The following is an 18882-nucleotide window of genomic DNA, read 5'->3' as shown; positions in this document are numbered from 1 at the left end:
CTTCGTTTCTTCTTTGGGTGGTGGGATGAAGGTGGGTTGAAAGAGGGGAAGAGGGCGCCGTTCAGCCGGCCCCGAACGCATAGCCCTGGCCCGGCGCCGCGGCCAGCAGCGTGCGCGTGTAGGCCTCGCGCGGCGACAGCAGCACGTCGTGCGCGCTGCCTTGCTCGACGATGCGGCCCTTGTGCATCACGATCAGGCGGTCGCAGATCTGGCTGGCTACGCGCAGGTCGTGGGTGATGAACAGGATGCCGATCGACAGCCGCTGCTGGATCTCCGCGAGCAGCTTCAATATCTGGTCCTGCACCGACACGTCGAGCGCCGACACGGCCTCGTCGGCGATCAGCACGCGCGGCTCGCAGGCCAGCGCGCGCGCAATGCACAGCCGCTGGCGCTGGCCGCCCGAGAACTCGCTCGGGTAGCGGTGCAGCACCTCGGGCTGCAGCCGCACCAGCGCCATCAGCTCCTCCGCGCGCTGCCAGGCCTTGGCATGCGGCACACCGAAATTCACCGGCCCCTCGACGATCGACTGGCCCACCGTGCGGCGCGGGTTGAGCGAGCGGTTCGGGTCCTGGAACACGACCTGCACCATGCGCCGGAACGCCGAGCGCTGCGCGCCGCGCGAGCCCTCGATGCCGGGCACGCGGATGTCGCCGTCGGTCGGCTCGATCAGTCGCGCGATGCAGCGCGCCACGGTCGACTTGCCCGAGCCCGATTCGCCCACGATGCCGACCGTCTCGCCCGCATGCAGCTTCAGCGACACGTCGGCCGCCGCATGCACCGTGCGGCGCTTGCCGGGCCAGCTGCCCGTGCGGTAGACCTTGCCCACGCCGCGCGCATCGAGCAGCGGCGCCTGGGCGTCGATGGGCGCGCGCAGCACGGGCGCCAGCCGCGGCACGGCGTCGAGCAGCATGCGCGTGTAGGCCTCCTTCGGGCGACGCAGCACCTCGTCCTTCGGGCCGCTCTCGACCTGCCGGCCCAGCTGCAGCACCACCACCTGGTCGGCGATGTCCGCCACCACGCCGAAGTCGTGCGTGATGAACAGCACGGCGGTGCCGTTCTCTTGTTGCATCTCGCGGATGAGCGCGAGGATCTCGGCCTGCGTGGTCACGTCGAGCGCGGTGGTGGGCTCGTCGCAGATCAGCAGGGCCGGGCGCAGGATCAGCGCGATGGCGATCACGATGCGCTGGCGCTGCCCGCCCGAGAGCTGGTGCGGGTAGGCGTCGTAGATGCGCTGGGGCTCGGGCAGCCGCACGCGCTCGAAGATGGCGAGCACGCGCTGGCGGCGCGCGGCGGCGCCCAGCGTCGTGTGCTCGGCCAGGATCTCGTCGACCTGCGCGCCGCAGCGCATCACCGGGTTGAGCGCGGTCATCGGTTCCTGGAACACCATCGCCATGCGCGCGCCGCGCAGGGCGCGCAGCCGCGCCGGGCTGGCCGCGAGCACGTCCTCGCCCTGCACCTCGATGCGCCCGGACGAGGGTCGCAGCGAGGCGGGCAGCAGGCCCATCGCGGCCTGCGCGATGACCGACTTGCCGGAGCCCGATTCGCCCAGCAGGCACACGACCTGGCCGGGCATGACGTCGAACGAGATGCCGTGCACCGCGTGCGCGCGGTCGGCGCCGGCGGGCAGGTCGATGGCGAGGTCGCGCACCACGAGGCAGGGCGCGGCAGACGTTGTGGAAGGGGTGGATGTCATGCTCAGCCTCCGCGTGCCTTGAACTTGGGATCGAGCGCATCGCGCAGGCCGTCGCCGAGCATGTTCACGGCCAGCACCGTGAGCGCCAGGAAGAGGCCGGGCAGCAGCACGGTCGAGGGGTGCGAGGTGAAGTGCGTGCGGCCTTCGGACATGATGTTCCCCCAGGTCGGCACCTCGGACGGCAGGCCGATGCCCAGGAAGGACATCACGGCCTCCACCAGCATCGCCGCCGCGCAGATGAAGGTGCCCTGCACGATCAGCGGCGCCACCGTGTTGGGCAGGATGTGGCGCACCATCAGCTTCCAGGTCGGCGTGTCGAGTGCGACGGCCGCTTCCACGTACGGCTCTTCGCGCACCGACAGCACCACCGAGCGAACCAGCCGCGCCACGCGCGGCGTCTCGGGCACCACGATGGCCAGGATCACCGTGAGCAGGCTGGGCCGCCACACGGCCACCAGCACGATCGCGAACAGGATGCCGGGGATGGCCATCATCCCGTCCATCACCCGCATGATCACGCCGTCCAGGCGCCGGAAGTAGCCCGCCACCATGCCCACCACGAGGCCGAACGCGACCGAGCCCAGTGCCACCGCCACGCCCACCGACAGCGAGATGCGCGCGCCGTAGGCCGTGCGGCTCCACAGGTCGCGGCCCATGCTGTCGGTGCCCAGCGGGAAGAAGCGATCGAAGCTGTCGCCCGCCAGCGTGGTGAACTCGGCGCGCGCGCCGGGCGGCAGGTGCGAGTTCGCGGGGTCCATCGCGTTGGGGTCGATGGTGCCGAGCCAGGGCGCGGCCACCGCCAGCAGCAGCATCGCGGCCAGCAGGACACCGCCGATGCGCACGCCGCCGTTGGCGAGCAGGCGGCGCAGCAGCGAGCGGGCCGGGGCCCGGGGCGCGGCGGGCGGAACCGCGGCAGAGGCAGGCGCGTCGTCGCGCAGGGAGATCGAAGTCATGGCGGGGCTTTCGAAGGAAGGTCAGTACCGGATGCGCGGATCGAGCAGCAGGTAGCTCAGGTCCACCAGCAGGTTGACCACCACGTACACGAGCGAGAAGAAGAGGGTGATCGCCTGGATCAGCGGGTAGTCGCGCGAGAGCACGGCGTCCACCGTGAGCTGGCCCAGGCCGGGGATCGCGTAGATCGTCTCGGTGACCACCACGCCGCCGATCAGGCCCGCCACGCTCAGGCCGATGACGGTGGCGATCGGCACGGCCGCGTTGGCCAGTGCGTGGCGCAGCAGCATGCGCCACTCGGCGATGCCCTTGGCGCGCGCGGTGCGCACGTAGTCTTCGGTGAGCGCTTCCGACACCGCCGCGCGCGTGACCCGCGCGATGAGCGCCGCGTACATCACGGCCAGCGTGACGCAGGGCAGCGCCAGGTGGCGCAGCCACGGGCCGACGCCGTCGCCGATGCGCTGGTAGCCCTGCGAGGGCAGCCAGCCGAGCTGCATCGAGAACAGCCAGATCATCACGTAGCCGGCCACGAACACCGGCACCGAGAAGCCGAGCACCGAGGCGCCCATGATGAAGCGGTCGAGCCGGCCGCCGCGCCGCGAGGCCGCGAGCACGCCCAGCGGCACGGCGATCAGCACCGTGAGCACCACCGTCACCGCCGCCACCGAGAGCGTGGGCTCCAGGCGCTGACCGATCAGGTCGGTCACGCGCATCCGGTAGAAGAACGAGTAGCCGAGGTCGCCGCGCAGCACCTGGCCGAGCCAGTGCACGAACTGCGTGACGATCGATGCGTCCAGGCCCAGCTGGGCGCGGATGCGTGCGATGTCCTGCGCGCTGGCCGCGTCGCCCGCGATGGCCGCCGCGGGGTCGCCGGGCGTCATGCGCAGCAGCAGGAAGACGATGACGGCCACGATCAGGAGCACGGGCGCGGTGGCCAGTCCGCGGCGCAACAGGAAGTGGAGCATGTGAATCAGGTCCTTGACGAGGGGCCGGGCGTGTGGCGCGGGCAAAGGAAGTCCCGCCCGGCTGCCGCGCAAGGCGCAGCCGGTCAGGGGTGGCGATCAGAAAGGGAGAGGGGCGGGCGCGCGGGCCGGCCTATGTCGCGGTCATGGCGATGGCGCGGACGTCTTGCGCACGTTCCAGTACAGCACCGCCGGCGACGGCAGCAGGCCGGTGATGGTGCCGCGGCGCACGGCCGTGGGCGCCTTGCCTTCGCCGAGCGGGGCGAGCACGCCGTGTTCGAGCACGACCTGCTGGATCTGCGTGGCGATCTCCTTGCGCTGCGCGAGGTCGGCGGTGGCGATGAACTTGGTCTTCAGCGCCTCGAGCTCGGGCACCACGGGCCAGCCGAAGTAGCCCTGGTCGCCGTTGCCGGTCAGCGGGCTGTAGCCGATGGGGCTGCTCGCGTCCACGCCGCCCCAGAAGGTGATGAAGGCGTTCCAGCCGCCGTTCTCGGGCAGATCCTTCTTGGCGCGCCGGGTCACGAGCGTGGCCCAGTCGGTGGTCTGCACGTCGACGTTGAAGCCCACCTGCTTGAGCAGCTGGCCGTACACCGCGGGCAGCTTGTTCAGCGCGGGCGCGTCGCCCGGCAGCAGGATCACCACGGGCTTGCCGTCGTAGCCCGATTCCTTGAGCAGCTTGCGTGCCTCTTCGAACTGCGGCTTGCCGGTGTAAAAGCCCGTCTTGTCGCTCGCGTAGAGCGAGCCGCACAGGTAGATCGAGGCGCAGGGCTTGTAGAAGTCGCGGAAGGTGACCTGCGCGCGCAGCATCGCCTCCTGGTTGATGGCCAGCATCGCGGCCTTCAGCGCCTTCGGGTTGTTGAAGGGCGGCACCTTGTGGTTGTAGAGCACGGTGAAGGGGCCCGCCGGCATCACGTCGACCAGCTCGATCTTGTCGTTGGTGCGCATGCCGGTGTAGCCCGACGAGGGCACCGTCTCGAGCATGTCGACCTCGCCGTTGAGCAGCGCATTGGCCTGCGTCTGCGGGTCGCGCAGCATCACCCATTCGACGCGGTCCACATGCACCACCTTGCCGCCGGCCAGGCCCGAAGCGGGTTCCTTGCGCGGCACGTAGGCGGTGTTCTTGCGGTAGATGACGCGGTCGCCCGGGCGGAAGTCTTCCTTGGCGAGCGTGAAGGGGCCCGAGCCCACCAGCTCGTCGATCTGCTTGTCGGCGGGCGTGTCGGCCACGCGCTTGGGCATGATGAACGGCACCAGCGGGTTGGGCTTGCCGAGCGCGTCGAGCACCACACCGAAGGGCTGCTTGAACGTCATGCGAAAGCCGTTGGGGCCGTCGGCGGCGATGCTGTCCATCGCCTCGTACATCTTCTGGCCCAGCGTGTCGCGCTTGGCCCAGCGCGCCAGCGAGGCGATCACGTCCTGCGAGGTGACCGGCGCGCCGTCGTGGAACTTCAGGCCCGGGCGCAGCGTGAAGCTCCACACCTTGTTGTCGGCGCTCGCGCTGTACTTGTCGACCATCTGCGGCTTGATGACGCCCTTCTCGTCCATCGCGAAGAGGGTGTCGTAGATCATCAGGCCGTGGTTGCGCGTGATGTTGGCGGTGGTCCAGATCGGGTCGACGATCTTCAGATCCGACGAGGGCACGGTGCGAAGCACGGTCTGGGCGGACGCGGTGGCGGCGAAGCACAAAGCGAGCGCCGACAGGGAAGCCGCCGCGACGCGGCGCGGTGAAAGGTGGATTGCCATGGAGCCTTACTTCTTTCGGGAGGGAGCGGAAGACGAGGGGGAGGAAGACGGGGGCGATTCCTTGCTTTCGCGCAGCTGCACCAGCAGGAATTCGAAGATGTCGCGCGAACCTTCTTCGGCGTCGATGAGCTTGTGCATGATGCGGCGCAGGTTCTCGATGTCGGCGACGCTCAGGCAGTCGAGAAAGCGCGCTTCCATCTCATGCCCGATGGGCTCGGCGCGCAGCACCATGTCGATGCCGGTCTTGCTGAGGCACAGGCGGATCTGCCGTGCGTCCTCGGTGCCGATCTGGCGCTCGACCAGCTCGCGCTGCACCAGCGAGCTCACCAGCTTGGAGACCAGCGTCTTCTCGATGGCGCAGGTCTGCACCAGCTGCCCCATGGTGATGCCGGGCGCGGCGCCGATCATGCGCAGAAGCCGCACGTCGCGGATCGACAGGCCGAGCTCGATCTCGTAGATGCGCGAGCCGCGGTCGCGCGTGCGCTGCGAGGCCAGGTCGAGCAGGACGTTGAGGTAGTCGTCTTTCAGGCGAAGCGGGGCGTGCATGGCGGGTTGGTAGAAGTCTTCAATAGTTGAAATGTTCAACTATGTGGGCAAACTACGCAAGCTCCGGGCCAGCTGTCGAGGGAAATCCCCTAGGGGTGCGCCGCCAGAGGGAAAGAGCGCCAGGGAGAAAGAAAAACCGGGCCCGTGAGGCCCGGCGTGTTCACCGATCCGGTGCTGCGCATGCACCAGGATGCGAAGGCGGGCGCCGTGCAGGCGCCGCCGAGGTGCGCGCTGTCAGGCCGCGTCCTGGCGCACGATCACCTGCCCGTTGCGCGCACCGCTGTGCACGCCGTGGCGCCAGGTGACGGCGCCGTTCACGATCACCGCGTCGATGCCCTCGGCGGGTTCGGTCGGCGTTTCGTAGTTCGCGGTGTCGCGCACGGTGGCGGCATTGAAGACCACCACGTCGGCGTGGTGCCCGACCTTGAGCGCGCCGCGCTCGTGCAGGCCGAAGTTGCGTGCCGTGAGCCCCGTCATCTTCCACACCGCCGTCTCCAGCGGGAACAGCCCCACGTCGCGGCTGTAGTGGCCGAGCACGCGCGGGAAGGTGCCCCACAGGCGCGGGTGCGGCTTGTCGCCGAGTGGAATGCCGTCGGAGCCGATCATGGTCTCGTCGAAGGCGAGCACGCGCTGCACGTCGTCTTCGTCCATCATGAAATAGATGGCGCTGCCGGGCGACAGGCGCAGCGCGGCCTCTTCGCCCGACACGCCCCATTCGGCCGCGATGTCCTTGAGGTCGCGGCCTGCGCATTCGGGGTGCGGCACGCTCGAGGCGATGAGCACGCGCCCGTCCATCATTCCGCGGTCGGTGCGGATCATGGTGGAGCCGGCCGTGTAGGGGTAGCAGTCCAGGCCGATGCACTGGTGCTTCATCGCTTCCTGGATGAAGGGCAGCGTCACCTTGGTCTTGCCGAAGTTCTGCGTGTTCTGCACCTTGTGGTGCGACACCACCACCGGAATGTCGAGCGCGCGGCCGATGTGGAAGGTTTCTTCGAGCGACTCCATCACGCGGTCGCTCTCGTCGCGCATGTGCGTCACGTACAGCGCCTTGCGCGCCGTGAGCGGACGGCCGACCTCGATGATCTCCTCCGTGGTCGCCTTCACGGCCGGCGGGTAGAAGGTGCCCGTCGACAGACCGATGGCGCCGGCCTGCATCGCTTCTTCGACCAGCGCCTGCATGGCGGCGATCTCCTGCGCGGTGGCGGGGCGGTCGAGGTCGGACATGGTCACGGCGCGCAGGGTCGAGTGGCCGACCATCGCCGCCACGTTGACCGACGAAGGCGTGGCGCGCAGCGCGTTGAGGTAGGCCGAAAACGTCGTGAAGCGGTCTTCCGGCGGCGTCTCGAGCAGGCTCAGCGGCATCGGCAGGTCCATGTCGGCGCGCAGCGGCGCGGCGCTGATGCCGCAGTTGCCCGCCACCACGGTGGTCACGCCCTGCGACACCTTGAAGGGCATCTGCGCATGCGACAGCACGGCCTGGTCGTCGTGCGTGTGCGAGTCGATGAAGCCCGGTGCGACGATGCGGCCGGTGGCGTCGAGCGTCTGGTCGGCCGTGTGGCCCGCGAGCTTGCCGATGGCGGCGATGCGGCCATTGACGATGCCCACGTCGGCGTCGAAGCGCGGGGCCTTGGTGCCGTCGATCACGGTGCCGCCGTGGATCAAGAGGTCGTAGTGGGGTGTCTTGTCGGTCATGAGGGCAATGCTTTCAACGGAAGTGGCAGGCGACCCAGTGGCCACCCTTGGAAGACGAAGGGCGCTCCGTCAGTTCGGGCGTCTTCTCCTTGCACACGGCCTGCGCCATCGGGCAGCGCGTGTGAAAGCGGCAGCCCGAGGGCGGGTTGGCCGGGCTCGGCGGATCGCCCTGCAGCAGCAGGCGGCGCGCCGGCGTGCGCGGGTTGGGCACGGGCACGGCCGACAGCAGGATCTCGGTGTACGGATGGCGCGGCGCCGAGAACAGCGTGTCGCGGTCGGCGATCTCCACGATGTGGCCGAGGTACATCACGGCCACGCGGTGGCTGATGTGGCGCACCACGGCGAGGTCGTGCGCCACGAACAGGTAGGCGATGCCGAACTCGGCCTGCAGGTCCATCAGCAGGTTGACCACCTGCGCCTGCACCGACACGTCGAGTGCCGACACGGGCTCGTCGCAGACGATCAGCTTTGGGTTGAGCGCCAGCGCGCGCGCAATGCCCAGGCGCTGGCGCTGGCCGCCCGAGAACTCGTGCGGAAACTTCTTCGCCGCCTCGGGCCGCAGGCCCACGCGCGAGAACAGCCACTGCACGCGCTCGCGGCGCTCGGCCACCGACACGTCGCCGAAGTTGCGCAGCGGCTCGGCCACGATGTCGCCGGCCGTGAGGCGCGGGTTCAGCGAGGCGTACGGGTCCTGGAAGATGATCTGCAGGTCGCGCCGGCGCTGGCGCATCGCGTTCGCGGGCAGGGTCAGCAGCTCTTCGCCGTTCAGGCGCACCGAGCCCGAGGTGGGCTCGACCAGCCGCATCACCGACTTGGCGGTGGTGGTCTTGCCGCAGCCCGACTCGCCGACCAGCGACAGCGTCTCGCCGTGCCCCACGGTGAACGACACGCAGTCGACCGCCTGGATCGCCGGCTTGGCCGGGCGCAGCCAGCGCCGTGGCGAGGTGTAGTGCTTGCGCAGCTCGCGCACCTGCAGCAGCGGCGCCTTGGTGGATGGGGTCGTCGTTGTCGTTGTCGTCATGCGCTCACCTCGGCAGCCTCGTCGGTCCATTGTTCCTGCACCGCGAAGCAGGCGACCACGTGACCGTCGCCCTGCGTCGAGAGTGGCGGTGTCTCGCGGCGGCAGCGTTCGCGTGCCTGCGCGCAGCGCGCGGCGAAGGCGCAGCCGCGCCCCAGCTCGTGCGCGGCGGGCACCATGCCCGGAATCTCGTGCAGCCGCGCGCTCGAGGTGCTCATGGCGGGCATCGAGGCCATCAGCGCGCGGGTGTAGGGGTGCAGCGGGCGGTCGAAGAGGTCGACCACGTCGGCCTCTTCCACCTTCTTGCCGGCGTACATGACGACCACGCGGTCGCAGCTCTCGGCCACCACGCCCAGGTCGTGCGTGATCATCACCACGCCCATGCCCAGCTCTTTCTGCAGCCGCTTGATGAGGTCGAGGATCTGCGCCTGGATCGTCACGTCGAGCGCGGTGGTGGGCTCGTCGGCGATCAGCACCTCGGGGTTGCAGGCCAGGGCCAGCGCGATCATCACGCGCTGGCGCATGCCGCCCGAGAGCTGGTGCGGGTACTCGTTCACGCGCCGCTCGGGCTCGGGGATCTGCACCAGGCGCAGCATCTCGACCGCGCGCTGCAGCGCCTCGGCGCGGCTGGCCTTCTGGTGCAGCTGCACCGTCTCGGCGATCTGCCGGCCCACGGTGAGCACCGGGTTCAGCGAGGTCATCGGCTCCTGGAAGATCATCGAGATGCGGTTGCCGCGGATCTGGCGCATCTCGCGTTCGCTCAGCTGCATCAGGTCGATGCCGCGCAGGCGCACGGCGCCCATGTGGCGCCCGGGCGGCGTGGGCACCAGCCGCAGGATCGAGAGCGCCGTCACGCTCTTGCCGCAGCCCGATTCGCCGACCACGCCGAGCGTGCGGCCCGCGCGCACGGTGTACGACACGCCGTCGACCGAGCGAACGGTGCCCGCGAGCGTGCTGAAGTAGGTGCGCAGGTTGTCGACCTCGAGCAAGGGCTCACCGGGAGCGAGGGTGGCCTGGGACATGGGAATGGTCATGGCGCGTTCCTCTTCACAGCTGCCGCGCCAGGCGCGGGTCGAGCGCATCGCGCAAGCCGTCGCCGAGCAGGTTGATGGCGAGCACCGTGGCCGCCAGCAGCAGGCCCGGGTACAGGATGATGTGGAACGCCACGGTCACGAAGTTGCGGCCCTCGGCCATCATGTTGCCCCAGCTCGGCGTCTGCGAAGGCACGCCCACGCCGAGGAAGGACAGCGCGGCCTCGGTGAGCACGGCGGCGGCGGCCACGAAGGTGGCCTGCACCACCAGCGGTGCCACGATGTTCGGCAGCACGTGCCGCACGAGGATCACCGGCAGCCGCGTGCCGACCGCGTGCGCGGCCTCCACGAACAGCTGCTCGCGCAGCGTGAGCGCCAGCGAGCGCACCAACCGCACCACGCGCGGAATCTCGGGCACGGTGATGGCGATGATCACCGTGGTGAGGCTGGCGCGCGTCACGGCCATGAGCGCGATCGCCAGCAGGATGCCGGGGATGGCCATGAGGCCGTCCATCACCCGCATGATCGGGCCGTCGGCCCAGCGCACGAAGCCCGACACCAGGCCCAGCGCGATGCCGAAGAAGGTGGCGAGCACGGCCACCGAGGCGCCGACGATCATCGACACGCGACCGCCCCACACGGCGCGGCTGAACACGTCGCGGCCCAGCGCGTCGGTGCCGAACCAGTGCTCGGCCGAAGCCGGCTGCATGCGCGCCAGCGGGTCGATGTCCTGCGGGTCGTGGGTGGCGATCCAGGGCGCGGCGATGGACAGCGCGGCCACCGCGAGGAGCAGCAGCGCGCCGACGATCAGCGTCGGGTGCTTGCGCACCCAGCGCCAGCGCGGCGGTACGAAAGGAGGGTCTTCGGCGGTGTCGGCAACGGCGGTGGAGGGCACCGGCGCATCGACCTCGCGCAAGGGCAGGGCAGTGGACATGGCGTCGTGGGGCTCGTTCTTTGTTCTAGTACTGGATGCGCGGATCGAACAGGCGGTAGCTCAGGTCAATCAGGAGGTTGATCAGCACGTACACGCCCGCCGACAGCAGCAGCACGCTCTGGATCACCGGGTAGTCGTGGCGCTGCACCGAATCGATCACCAGGCGGCCCACGCCCGGAATGGCGAACACCGTCTCGGTGACCACCACGCCGCCGATCAGCAGCGCAATGCCCGCGCCGATGGTGGTGGCGATGGGAATGGCCGCGTTGCGCAGCGCATGGCCCAGCACCGGTAGCACGCCCAGGCCCTTGGCGCGTGCGGTGCGGATGTAGTCCTCGTGCAGCACCTCGAGCACGGTGGCGCGCGTCATGCGCGTCACCAGCGCGATGTACACCAGCGCCAGGTTCACGCAGGGCAGCACCAGCGCGCGCAGCCAGGCGCCGGGGCCTTCGGAGAAGTTCACGTAGCCCTGCACCGGGAACCACGGCAGCTGCACCGCGAAGGTGTAGACCAGCAGGTAGCCCACGAGGAACACCGGCACAGAGAAGGCCAGCACCGCGAACAGCATCACGAGGCGGTCGATCCAGGTGCCCGCGCAGTAGGCCGCGAGCGTGCCCAGCGGCACGGCCGTCACCAGCGTGATGAGCATGGTCAGTGCCGCGATCGACACCGTCGGCTCCAGCCGCTGGCCGAGCAGCTGCGTCACCGGCACCTGCGTGAAGATCGAGGTGCCCAGGTCGCCCGTGAAGATCTTGCCGATCCACAGGCCGAACTGCTGCCATAGCGGCAGGTTCAGGCCGAGCGCGGCGCGCAGCTTGTCGATGTCCTCGGTGGTGGCGAGGTCGCCCGCGATGAGCGCGGCCGGGTCGCCGGGCGACAGGTGGATCAGCAGGAACACCACCACGGCCACCACCGCCATCACCGGCAGCGTGGAAAGAAAGCGTCGAACGATGTAGCCCATGGCGGTGCGCGTGGCTTACTTGTCGAGCACCCAGACGGTGGGCATGCCGGCCCACATCTTGTCCAGCCCCTTGATGCTGGCGCGCGCCGCGAACGCGGCCGAGTACTGGCCCGCGTTGATGTACGGCACGGCCTCATAGGCGCGCGACTGGAAGGCGTCGAGCAGTTCCTTGCGCTTGGCCGGCACGGTTTCCTTCAGCCAGGCGGTGCGCAGCTCGTCGAGTTTCTTGTCGCAGGGCCAGCCGGGCAGCGTGTTGCCGCAGGCCGCGCCCAGGTAGGCGTTGCTGATGGGCGAGTTCACGTCGAACTCGCCGGCCACCGTGACGTACATGTTCCAGCCGCCGGCGTCGGACGCGTCGCGCTTGGCGCGGCGCGCACCGATCGAGGCCCAGTCCATGGTCTGCGCATCGACGTTCAGGCCGATGCTCTTCATGGTCTGCGCGGCCATCAGCGCCTCGGCGTTGAGGTAAGGCACGTCGCTGGGCACCATCAGCACCACCTTCTCGCCCTTGTAGCCGGCGTCGGCGAGCATCTTCTTCGCCTTGGCGACGTCGGCCTTGCGGAAAGGCTCCGCGCCGGCCGAGGTGTCGTTGGGGCTGCCGCAGATGAACCAGGTGGCGCAGTAGGCCATGCGCATGTCCAGCGGGAAGCCCATGGCGGCCACGAAGCGTTCCTGGTTCACGGCCTGCAGCAGCGCCTGGCGCACCTTCGGGTTGTCGAAGGGCGGGTGCAGCTGGTTCATCACCAGGAAGCCCTGGTAGGCGCCGCCGGAGCCGATCTTGATGTTGCTGTCGGTGCGCAGCGGCGCGATGTAGTCGGGCGCCAGCTGCTCGATGTAGTCGACCTCGCCGCGCTTGAGCGCCGAGATCGCGCTGTTGGCGTCGGGCAGGTAGAGCCATTCGACGCGGTCGAGGCTGGTCTTCTTGCTGCCGGCCAGGCCGCTCGGCGGCTCGCTGCGCGCCACGTAGTTCGGGTTGCGCACGAACACCGTCTTGTTGCCCGGCACCCATTCGTCACGCTTGAAGATGAAGGGCCCCGAGCCGACGACCTCGGTGAGGGGCGCGGTGGCCGGCAGCTTGGCGATGCGCTCGGGCAGGATCACCGGCGGAAAGCCCGAGGGCTTGGCCAGCGCGTCGAGCACCATGCCGAAGGGCTCGTTGAGCGTGAGCGTGAAGTTGCGCGCGTCGGTGGCCTTCCACTCGGCGCCGACGGCCGTCATGGCGCGGCCCAGGCTGTCGCGCGCCGCCCAGCGCTGCAGCGAGGCCACGGCGTCGGCCGAGGTCACGGCGGCGCCGTCGGAAAACTTCAGGCCCGGGCGCAGCGTGAAGCTCCACTGCTTGCCGTCTTTCGAGGTCGTGTACTTCTCGACCATCTGCGGCTGCGGCTTGCCGGTGGCGTCCTGCGCGAACAGCGTGTCGTACACCATGTGGCCGAAGTTGCGCGAGATGTAGGCCGTGGTGAAGGTCGGGTCGAGGATCTTCAGGTCGGCATGCGCCACCACCTTGAGTGTCTTGGGCGGCGTCTGGGCGAGCGCGGGAAGGCTGGCGGCCGAAAGGGCCAGGGCAGCGAGGGCAGCAAGCGTTCGTCGGGTCATCGTCGGTTCTCCGGTCGGTGGGGCGAAACAAAAAAGAAGAAGAGGGAGTTCAGGCGGCGACGCCGATGGGCCACTTCGGCAGGCGAGCCTTGCGGTACGGCAGGGTGGTGAGGTCGAGCGTCACGGCACCCGGTGCGCCGGCGTAGATCACGTGCTTGGCCACCTGGGAGTACGACGCGTAGAAGTGCTGCGACGACTTGACGACCACGATCTTCTTGGCCGTCAGGTCGCAGCCCAGCTGCGTGAACAGGTCGGTGCCCATGGCCTGGTTGCGCCGCGTGATCAGCACGATCTCGATGCCGTTCACCTCGACCAGCGCGCAGTCGCCCATGGCGGTGGGCGTGTTCGACAGGCCCGTCATCACCAGGTCTTCCTTCAGCGCCTTCACGGTGCATTCGAGGTCCAGCGGATCGCCCGACAGCGGGCTGATCTTGCCGCCGATGCGCATCTGCAGCCTGGCGCCCACGCCGGCGTCGAAGGCGATGCGCACGGCGATCGGGTCCCACATCGGGCCCAGCGCGGCGTTGGTGATGCCGCGCTCCAGCATGCGGCGCAAGATGAAGGTGGAGTCGCTCGCCGCGCCGCCGCCGGGGTTGTCGGCGCCGTCGGCCAGCACCACGGGGCCGCCATCGAAGGCCAGGGCCTCGTCGAGCGAGTCGTCGATGCTGGGGTAGTTGACCGTGAGGCCGTCGCGCATGGCGATGACTTCGTCGGCCAGCTGGCGTGCCAGCGCGTTCGCCTTCGCTTGGTCGCCGTCGGTGTAGACCAGCACCTTGGTGCCCATCTCGGGCACGTCGCCCCACGAGAAGCCGTGCGTGAGCGAGACCGAGAGGACGCCGTCCTTGCCTTCGAGCGCCTGCATGCGCTGCACGAAGCTGCGCGCCGGTTCGCGCGAGGTGTGGACGGTGACGATGATGTCGCAGTCGACCATCGCGACCACCGGCTTGACTTTTCCTTCCACGGCCGCGGCGCAGATGTCGACCAGCTCCAGCCCGCGTTCGAGCACGTCGGTGTGCGGGTACTCCTTGAAGGAGACCATCACGTTGGCGTTGTCCACCATGGCGGGCGTGAGGTGGTTGTGCGGGTCGAGCTCGGCGCCGATCACCACATCAGGGCCCACGATCTGGCGCACGCGCGCCAGCATGTCGCCTTCGCAGTCGTCGTAGCCGTCGGCCACCATCGCGCCGTGCAGGCCGAGCAGCACCATGTCGACCGGCAGCGCGGCGCGCAGGTCGTTCAGCATCTCGTCGCGCAGGGTTTCGTAGGCGTGGCGCGTGGTGATGCCGCTGGGCTGCGCGCCCGCCACCATGCCTTCGAGCAGCGTCCAGCCCTTTTCCTTGCCGCGGATGCGCGCGGCCCACAGCGGGCCCGAGTAGATCGTCAGCGCATCGGGGTGCTGGCCGGCGGGAAAGTAGCCGCGGTCCTTGAAGGAGGCGATGCCGGTCGGCATCGGGCCGAAGGTGTTGGTTTCGGTCGCGAGGGAAGCACTGAAGACACGCATGGGATGGTCTCTTGGGGTTGTGGGTTGTTCTTGTCAGGCGGCAGCGGCGGTGCGCAGTCGCTGCGGGCCGAGCATCTCGGCCGTGAGCCCGAAGCCCGCGATGCGCTCGGGCAGCGGCAGGCCGCGTGCCAGCGCGGCGCAGGCCTCGCCCATGGCGGCCGAGGTCTGGATGCCGTAGCCGCCTTGTGCCGCGACCCAGAAGAAGCCGGGCGCGTCGGGCGCGAAGCCGCCCACCAGGTCGCCGTCGGCCACGAAGGAGCGCAGGCCGGCCCAGGTGCGCGTGGGGCGGCGGATGGCGAGCGTGGTCGCTTCCTCGATGCGATGCATGGCGATGGCGATGTCCATCTCTTCAGGCTGCACGTCCTGCGGCTCGACCGGGTCGGCGTTGGCCGGTGAGCCGAGCAACATGCCGGCGTCGGGCTTGATGTACCAGCCTTCGTCGGCGGCGAACACCATCGGCCAGTGCGCCACGCTCTGGCCCTCGGGCGGCGCGAAGATGAAGGCCGAGCGGCGGCGCGGCTCGATGCCCAGCGGGCGCACGCCCGCCAGCTGCGCGATCGTGTCGACCCAGGCGCCGGCGGCGTTGAGGACCACGGGCGCTTCGTACACCGCGTCGCCGGCCGTCACGCGCCAGCGTTCGCCCACGCGTTCCATGGCCGTGACCTCGGCGTCGCACACCAGCTTGCCGCCGGCCTGGCGCATGCCGCGCAGGTAGCCCTGGTGGATGGCGTGCACGTCCATGTCGGAGGCGTCGGGTTCGTACACCGCGCCGGCCACCTGCTCGGGGCGCAGCGCCGGCACCATCTCGCGCGCCTGCTCGCCATCGAGGCGCTGGGCGCCGACGTCCATGGCGCGCAGCAGCTCCCAGTGCGCTTCGAGCTCGTGCAGGTGCTCGGTGCCCGCGACCATCATCGCGCCGCGCGGCGTGAGCAGCGGGTGCTCGGCAAAGCCTTCGGGCGGGTGTTCGAGGAAGGCGCGGCTGGCCATGGTGAGGGCGCGCACCTGCGGCGTGCCGTAGCTCTCCATGAAGAGAGCGGCCGAACGGCCGGTGGAGTGGTAGCCCGGCTGGGCTTCGCGTTCGAGCAGGATCACGCGGGCATGCGGGGCGAGCCAGTGGGCCACGGAGGCCCCGGCGATGCCGCCGCCGATCACGAGGTAGTCGGCCACGACAGGAGTGGGTGTGCTTGTTGTCATCGCCGAAAAGTGTAGGTAGAAATTTGCGGATACGCAAATTGATTTGCACCAACCAAGGGGAAACCATGGGTGCACCACCGAGGTGAAATTTGCGTACACGCAATTTGCGCATACGCAAAACGCATGCCGGGGCTGTCGCGCCGTGCGTGGCCGGCCGGGCGCGGGGCTGGCAGAATCACCCGGCATACCTAGAGAAAGCCAAGCGTGACTCCACACACAGGGAACCGGGGCGGGGCGAAGCCGAAGGAAGAGCCGCCCACGCTGGACCGCACCACTTTCGGCCATCGCCTGCGCACTGCGCGCAAGCGTTTCGGCTGGACGCTGGCGCAACTGGCCGAGCGCTCCGGCGTGTCGATCACCACCATCTCGCGCGCCGAGCGCGGCCAGCTCGCGCTCGGCTACGAGAACTTCACCGCGCTGGGCCGCGCGCTCGAGATGGACATGAACGCCATGTTCGCGGGCGCCGGCGTCAAGCCCGAGCAGCTCGACGGCCCGGTCGTCACGCGCGCGGGCAAGGGCGTGGTCTACAAGGGGCTGGCCATCGCCTACGAGTTCCTGGGCACCACCGCTGCCGGCAAGCAGATGAGCCCCATCGTCGGCACCGTGCACGCGCGCCGCATCAACGGCCCCGAAGACTTCGTGCGCCACACGGGCGAAGAGTTCGCGTACGTGCTGTCGGGCGAGATCGACGTGTACTTCGACAACGGCGAGGTGGTGCGCCTGGCGCGCGGCGACTCGCTGTACTTCGACAGCCGCCTCGGCCACGCCTACGTGAGCGTGAGCCGCCAGCTCGCGAAGATCGTGGGCATGACCTCGGGGGAGAGCGGGCACATGAAGTCGGCGCGCGAGGCGCCTGCGATGAAGCCGGCGCGCAAGACCGTGGTGGCGAAGAAAGCCGCGGGTGGCCGCAAGGGCTGAGCGCCCGCGTCAGCCTGCGGCCCGACTTGAAGGAGACATGACGATGTCCGAGCACAAGATTTTCGCGATGCCGTTCGCCAAGGTGTACCCGATGTACGTCCAGAAAGCGGAACGCAAGCAACGCACGAAAGACGAAGTCGATCAGGTCATCTGCTGGCTCACCGGCTACGACGCGGCGGGGCTGCAGCAGCAGATCGAACAGCAGAACGATTTCAGGACCTTCTTCGCGCAGGCCCCGGCACTGCATCCGAACCGCGCGTTGATCAAGGGCGTGGTGTGCGGCGTGCGCGTCGAGGAAGTCGAAGACCCGCTGATGCAGAAGATCCGCTACATGGACAAGCTGGTCGACGAGCTGGCCAAGGGCAAGGCGATCGAGAAGATCCTGCGGACGTAGTGCCTGTCTAGCCCGTCGCCACGATGACGTGCGCCTGGATCTTGCCCGCCACCGGGCCGGTGCCATGGCGGCTGGCAATCGCCTCCTCCGCGCGGTCGGTCGCGAGCTGGAGCAGGCTCGCATCGCGCGCCTCGATCTCGTTGCGCAGCGGCGTGCCCTGGCAGTAGGCCACCGCCACCTCGCGTGCCGAGGGCGAGCGGCTCAGCTTCTCGAGCGTCTTGATCTCGATGTCGGTGAACCCCGCACGGTGCAGGTCGTCGCGGATCTGCGCGACGTCGTGGTAGCCGTGCGGCGTGCGCGCGAGAAAGCGCGGCGGGTCGTCCGGGAACACGGTGGCGACGGCGCGGGTGACGTCGTCGGCGAAGGCGTTCTCTTCGATGCGGTCCCAGACGCTGAACACGAAGCGCCCGCCGGGTTTCAGCACGCGACGCACCTCGCTGTAGCCGGCGACCCGGTCAGGGAAGAACATGGCGCCGAACTGGCACAGGACCACATCGAACGAGGCGTTCTCGAACGGCAGGGCGAGCGCATCGGCCTGCCGCCATTCGATGCGGTTGTCCCTCGCCTGGCGGGTGACGGCGTAGTCGAGCATGGCGGGGTTGAGGTCGGTCACCACGTAGCGTGCACCGGCACCGAGCTGGGGTGCCAGCATCCGCGTGACCGCGCCGCTGCCGGCTGCCGTTTCCAGCACCGCGCCGGGCGAGAACGCAGCGACCAGGGCGGCCGCGTCGACGGCGTAGCCCTCGAAGATCAGGGGGACCATCAGCGTGTCGTAGAACTTCGGGATCGAGCCCGCGAACACCTTGTCGCTTTCGTCGGCCATGGGAACTCCTTGAAAGCTCTGAACAGAGCGGGCCTGCTCCCTTGCTCCAACGAGTCCGTTGCCTGTTTGGGCATGCGTGACGGGGACGATGGGCCATGGTGGCCCTGCCAGGCATCGTCGTCAACGCCGTTGCGCGGGCGTCCTCCCCTGTAGTGGGTACCGCAGATGTTGCCGGGCGTTTCGGGCGCACTGATCGGTCGACCCCTCCCTAACGGCCGCGGTCCCCGTCGCGCACCGATTCGATGGTGCCGTTGTAGATGCGCACGATGCCGAAGAAGGTGCCCGGCCCGCGGTCGTAGGTCCATTCCTCCATCGGTACGCATTGATTGGCCAGCACCGCCTCGGGGCTGCCCGGCCGATAGGGCGTGAGGATCCAGCCCAGTTGCACCATCGGCACGCAGACCATCTGCCGGTAGACCGGCTCGCCGCAGGTCTGGAGCAAGGTCGCGGGCGACGCTCCTTTTCCGACGAGGTAGCCGTTGCAGGCGAGGGACTGGGCTGCCGCGGAACTGGCGATCAGCAAGGCGGCCGCTGCGATCGAAACCCCGGTGACCAGGCGTGCGAAACGAGCCGTGCCCCGCATCGTTGACCCTCTTGAATGCTTCATGTGCGCATCACTCACTCACGAACCAGCTGGGCGTACCGCCAGAGGCCCCAGATCGCGCCGACGGTGATGCCGATGCCCACGCTCCAGCCCGCCGGCACATCGAATCCGATCGCCAGGATCAGCATCAAGCCGACGCTGACCAGCGCGATGAAAGTCAGCGTGACGAAATCGAAGCGCGCGACCTCGACGGTGTCTTGCGCCACGCTGCGGTTGCGCTGGCCGTGCTTGCGGCGCAGGCCCCGGAACAGCAGGACATCGAGAACGAAATCGAAGATGCCGACGACAAGGTCGGCCAGGATGCTCCACATCGGGACGCTCCAT

18 protein-coding genes are annotated in these 18882 nt (G+C 69.2%); 2 read left to right on the top strand and 16 right to left on the bottom strand.

What is annotated here, in order from left to right; genetic code table 11:
- Nucleotides 1-61: 61 nt before the first annotated feature.
- The 13 genes from AC1RAA_RS11855 to AC1RAA_RS11795 all read right to left on the bottom strand — a co-directional run bounded on the left by AC1RAA_RS11855 (nt 62) and on the right by AC1RAA_RS11795 (nt 15819).
- Nucleotides 62-1693, bottom strand: coding sequence for a dipeptide ABC transporter ATP-binding protein (locus AC1RAA_RS11855; RefSeq protein WP_492729191.1), 1632 nt, complete (start codon nt 1691-1693; stop codon nt 62-64).
- A 2-nt stretch (nt 1694-1695) separates the two neighbouring features.
- Nucleotides 1696-2646, bottom strand: a complete 951-nt coding sequence (locus AC1RAA_RS11850; protein ID WP_492677790.1) for an ABC transporter permease — start codon at nt 2644-2646, stop codon at nt 1696-1698.
- Between the two features lie 21 nt (nt 2647-2667).
- Entirely contained in the window at nt 2668-3609 is a 942-nt protein-coding gene (locus AC1RAA_RS11845) for an ABC transporter permease (RefSeq protein ID WP_062468895.1), read from the bottom strand.
- Nucleotides 3610-3750: 141 nt separating this feature from the next.
- Nucleotides 3751-5349 (bottom strand): ABC transporter substrate-binding protein, encoded by a 1599-nt coding sequence (locus AC1RAA_RS11840; protein WP_082817904.1) that lies wholly within the window; start codon nt 5347-5349, stop codon nt 3751-3753.
- A 6-nt stretch (nt 5350-5355) separates the two neighbouring features.
- Nucleotides 5356-5895 (bottom strand): MarR family winged helix-turn-helix transcriptional regulator, encoded by a 540-nt coding sequence (locus tag AC1RAA_RS11835; protein WP_307694462.1) that lies wholly within the window; start codon nt 5893-5895, stop codon nt 5356-5358.
- A 234-nt stretch (nt 5896-6129) separates the two neighbouring features.
- The gene (locus AC1RAA_RS11830; protein WP_492729194.1) at nt 6130-7587 is read right to left on the bottom strand and encodes an N-acyl-D-amino-acid deacylase family protein; all 1458 of its coding nucleotides are present in this window, start codon (nt 7585-7587) and stop codon (nt 6130-6132) included.
- 13 nt (nt 7588-7600) lie between these two features.
- A complete protein-coding gene (locus AC1RAA_RS11825) occupies nt 7601-8608 on the bottom strand; it encodes an ABC transporter ATP-binding protein (protein ID WP_492729196.1) in 1008 nt (335 codons plus the stop codon).
- Complete coding sequence (locus AC1RAA_RS11820) at nt 8605-9639, bottom strand: ABC transporter ATP-binding protein (RefSeq protein WP_492729198.1); 1035 nt, start codon at nt 9637-9639, stop codon at nt 8605-8607. The genes AC1RAA_RS11825 and AC1RAA_RS11820 overlap by 4 nt, the downstream gene beginning before the upstream one ends.
- Nucleotides 9640-9652: 13 nt before the next feature.
- On the bottom strand, nt 9653-10570 hold the full coding sequence (locus AC1RAA_RS11815; RefSeq protein ID WP_492729200.1) for an ABC transporter permease: 918 nt from the start codon (nt 10568-10570) through the stop codon (nt 9653-9655).
- A gap of 25 nt (nt 10571-10595) precedes the next feature.
- Nucleotides 10596-11531 carry an ABC transporter permease gene (locus tag AC1RAA_RS11810; RefSeq protein ID WP_056574393.1) on the bottom strand — a complete coding sequence of 312 codons (936 nt, stop codon included), beginning with the start codon at nt 11529-11531 and terminating at the stop codon, nt 10596-10598.
- A gap of 15 nt (nt 11532-11546) precedes the next feature.
- Nucleotides 11547-13124 carry an ABC transporter substrate-binding protein gene (locus AC1RAA_RS11805; RefSeq protein WP_492686089.1) on the bottom strand — a complete coding sequence of 526 codons (1578 nt, stop codon included), beginning with the start codon at nt 13122-13124 and terminating at the stop codon, nt 11547-11549.
- A 49-nt stretch (nt 13125-13173) separates the two neighbouring features.
- The gene (locus AC1RAA_RS11800; RefSeq protein WP_492729202.1) at nt 13174-14625 is read right to left on the bottom strand and encodes a M81 family metallopeptidase; all 1452 of its coding nucleotides are present in this window, start codon (nt 14623-14625) and stop codon (nt 13174-13176) included.
- Between the two features lie 33 nt (nt 14626-14658).
- Nucleotides 14659-15819: an NAD(P)/FAD-dependent oxidoreductase gene (locus AC1RAA_RS11795; protein ID WP_492729204.1), complete on the bottom strand. Its 1161-nt coding sequence runs from the start codon at nt 15817-15819 to the stop codon at nt 14659-14661.
- A gap of 204 nt (nt 15820-16023) precedes the next feature.
- Between AC1RAA_RS11795 and AC1RAA_RS11790 the strand changes: the two genes are divergently transcribed.
- Together AC1RAA_RS11790 and AC1RAA_RS11785 are read left to right on the top strand one after the other, a co-directional pair.
- Nucleotides 16024-16737 (top strand): helix-turn-helix domain-containing protein, encoded by a 714-nt coding sequence (locus AC1RAA_RS11790; protein ID WP_095946835.1) that lies wholly within the window; start codon nt 16024-16026, stop codon nt 16735-16737.
- A 43-nt stretch (nt 16738-16780) separates the two neighbouring features.
- Entirely contained in the window at nt 16781-17131 is a 351-nt protein-coding gene (locus AC1RAA_RS11785; RefSeq protein WP_492729207.1) for a DUF2200 domain-containing protein, read from the top strand.
- Between the two features lie 7 nt (nt 17132-17138).
- Here AC1RAA_RS11785 and AC1RAA_RS11780 read toward each other — a convergent pair whose 3' ends face one another.
- The 3 genes from AC1RAA_RS11780 to AC1RAA_RS11770 all read right to left on the bottom strand — a co-directional run bounded on the left by AC1RAA_RS11780 (nt 17139) and on the right by AC1RAA_RS11770 (nt 18869).
- The gene (locus AC1RAA_RS11780) at nt 17139-17954 is read right to left on the bottom strand and encodes a class I SAM-dependent methyltransferase (RefSeq protein WP_492729209.1); all 816 of its coding nucleotides are present in this window, start codon (nt 17952-17954) and stop codon (nt 17139-17141) included.
- Between the two features lie 208 nt (nt 17955-18162).
- Nucleotides 18163-18537 (bottom strand): DUF2845 domain-containing protein, encoded by a 375-nt coding sequence (locus AC1RAA_RS11775; RefSeq protein ID WP_095744284.1) that lies wholly within the window; start codon nt 18535-18537, stop codon nt 18163-18165.
- Between the two features lie 35 nt (nt 18538-18572).
- A complete protein-coding gene (locus AC1RAA_RS11770; RefSeq protein WP_492729213.1) occupies nt 18573-18869 on the bottom strand; it encodes a hypothetical protein in 297 nt (98 codons plus the stop codon).
- Nucleotides 18870-18882: the final 13 nt, after the last annotated feature.

It is taken from the genome of Variovorax sp. GW823-FHT04F07, from assembly GCF_058795995.1.
The sequence above is the reverse complement of the archived record's forward strand: the minus strand, read 5'-3'. Positions and strand labels throughout refer to the sequence as shown.

Bases quoted from the DNA above. Each gene is read 5' to 3' on its own strand.
- AC1RAA_RS11835 (WP_307694462.1), bottom strand. From the start codon at position 5,895: ATGCACGCCCCGCTTCGCCTGAAAGACGACTACCTCAACGTCCTGCTC.
- AC1RAA_RS11805 (WP_492686089.1), bottom strand. From the start codon at position 13,124: ATGACCCGACGAACGCTTGCTGCCCTCGCTGCCCTGGCCCTTTCGGCC.
- AC1RAA_RS11775 (WP_095744284.1), bottom strand. From the start codon at position 18,537: ATGCGGGGCACGGCTCGTTTCGCACGCCTGGTCACCGGGGTTTCGATC.
- AC1RAA_RS11840 (WP_082817904.1), bottom strand. From the start codon at position 5,349: ATGGCAATCCACCTTTCACCGCGCCGCGTCGCGGCGGCTTCCCTGTCG.
- AC1RAA_RS11785 (WP_492729207.1), top strand. From the start codon at position 16,781: ATGTCCGAGCACAAGATTTTCGCGATGCCGTTCGCCAAGGTGTACCCG.
- AC1RAA_RS11800 (WP_492729202.1), bottom strand. From the start codon at position 14,625: ATGCGTGTCTTCAGTGCTTCCCTCGCGACCGAAACCAACACCTTCGGC.
- AC1RAA_RS11825 (WP_492729196.1), bottom strand. From the start codon at position 8,608: ATGACGACAACGACAACGACGACCCCATCCACCAAGGCGCCGCTGCTG.
- AC1RAA_RS11795 (WP_492729204.1), bottom strand. From the start codon at position 15,819: ATGACAACAAGCACACCCACTCCTGTCGTGGCCGACTACCTCGTGATC.
- AC1RAA_RS11815 (WP_492729200.1), bottom strand. From the start codon at position 10,570: ATGTCCACTGCCCTGCCCTTGCGCGAGGTCGATGCGCCGGTGCCCTCC.
- AC1RAA_RS11855 (WP_492729191.1), bottom strand. From the start codon at position 1,693: ATGACATCCACCCCTTCCACAACGTCTGCCGCGCCCTGCCTCGTGGTG.
- AC1RAA_RS11770 (WP_492729213.1), bottom strand. From the start codon at position 18,869: ATGTGGAGCATCCTGGCCGACCTTGTCGTCGGCATCTTCGATTTCGTT.
- AC1RAA_RS11820 (WP_492729198.1), bottom strand. From the start codon at position 9,639: ATGACCATTCCCATGTCCCAGGCCACCCTCGCTCCCGGTGAGCCCTTG.
- AC1RAA_RS11810 (WP_056574393.1), bottom strand. From the start codon at position 11,531: ATGGGCTACATCGTTCGACGCTTTCTTTCCACGCTGCCGGTGATGGCG.
- AC1RAA_RS11830 (WP_492729194.1), bottom strand. From the start codon at position 7,587: ATGACCGACAAGACACCCCACTACGACCTCTTGATCCACGGCGGCACC.
- AC1RAA_RS11780 (WP_492729209.1), bottom strand. From the start codon at position 17,954: ATGGCCGACGAAAGCGACAAGGTGTTCGCGGGCTCGATCCCGAAGTTC.
- AC1RAA_RS11850 (WP_492677790.1), bottom strand. From the start codon at position 2,646: ATGACTTCGATCTCCCTGCGCGACGACGCGCCTGCCTCTGCCGCGGTT.
- AC1RAA_RS11845 (WP_062468895.1), bottom strand. From the start codon at position 3,609: ATGCTCCACTTCCTGTTGCGCCGCGGACTGGCCACCGCGCCCGTGCTC.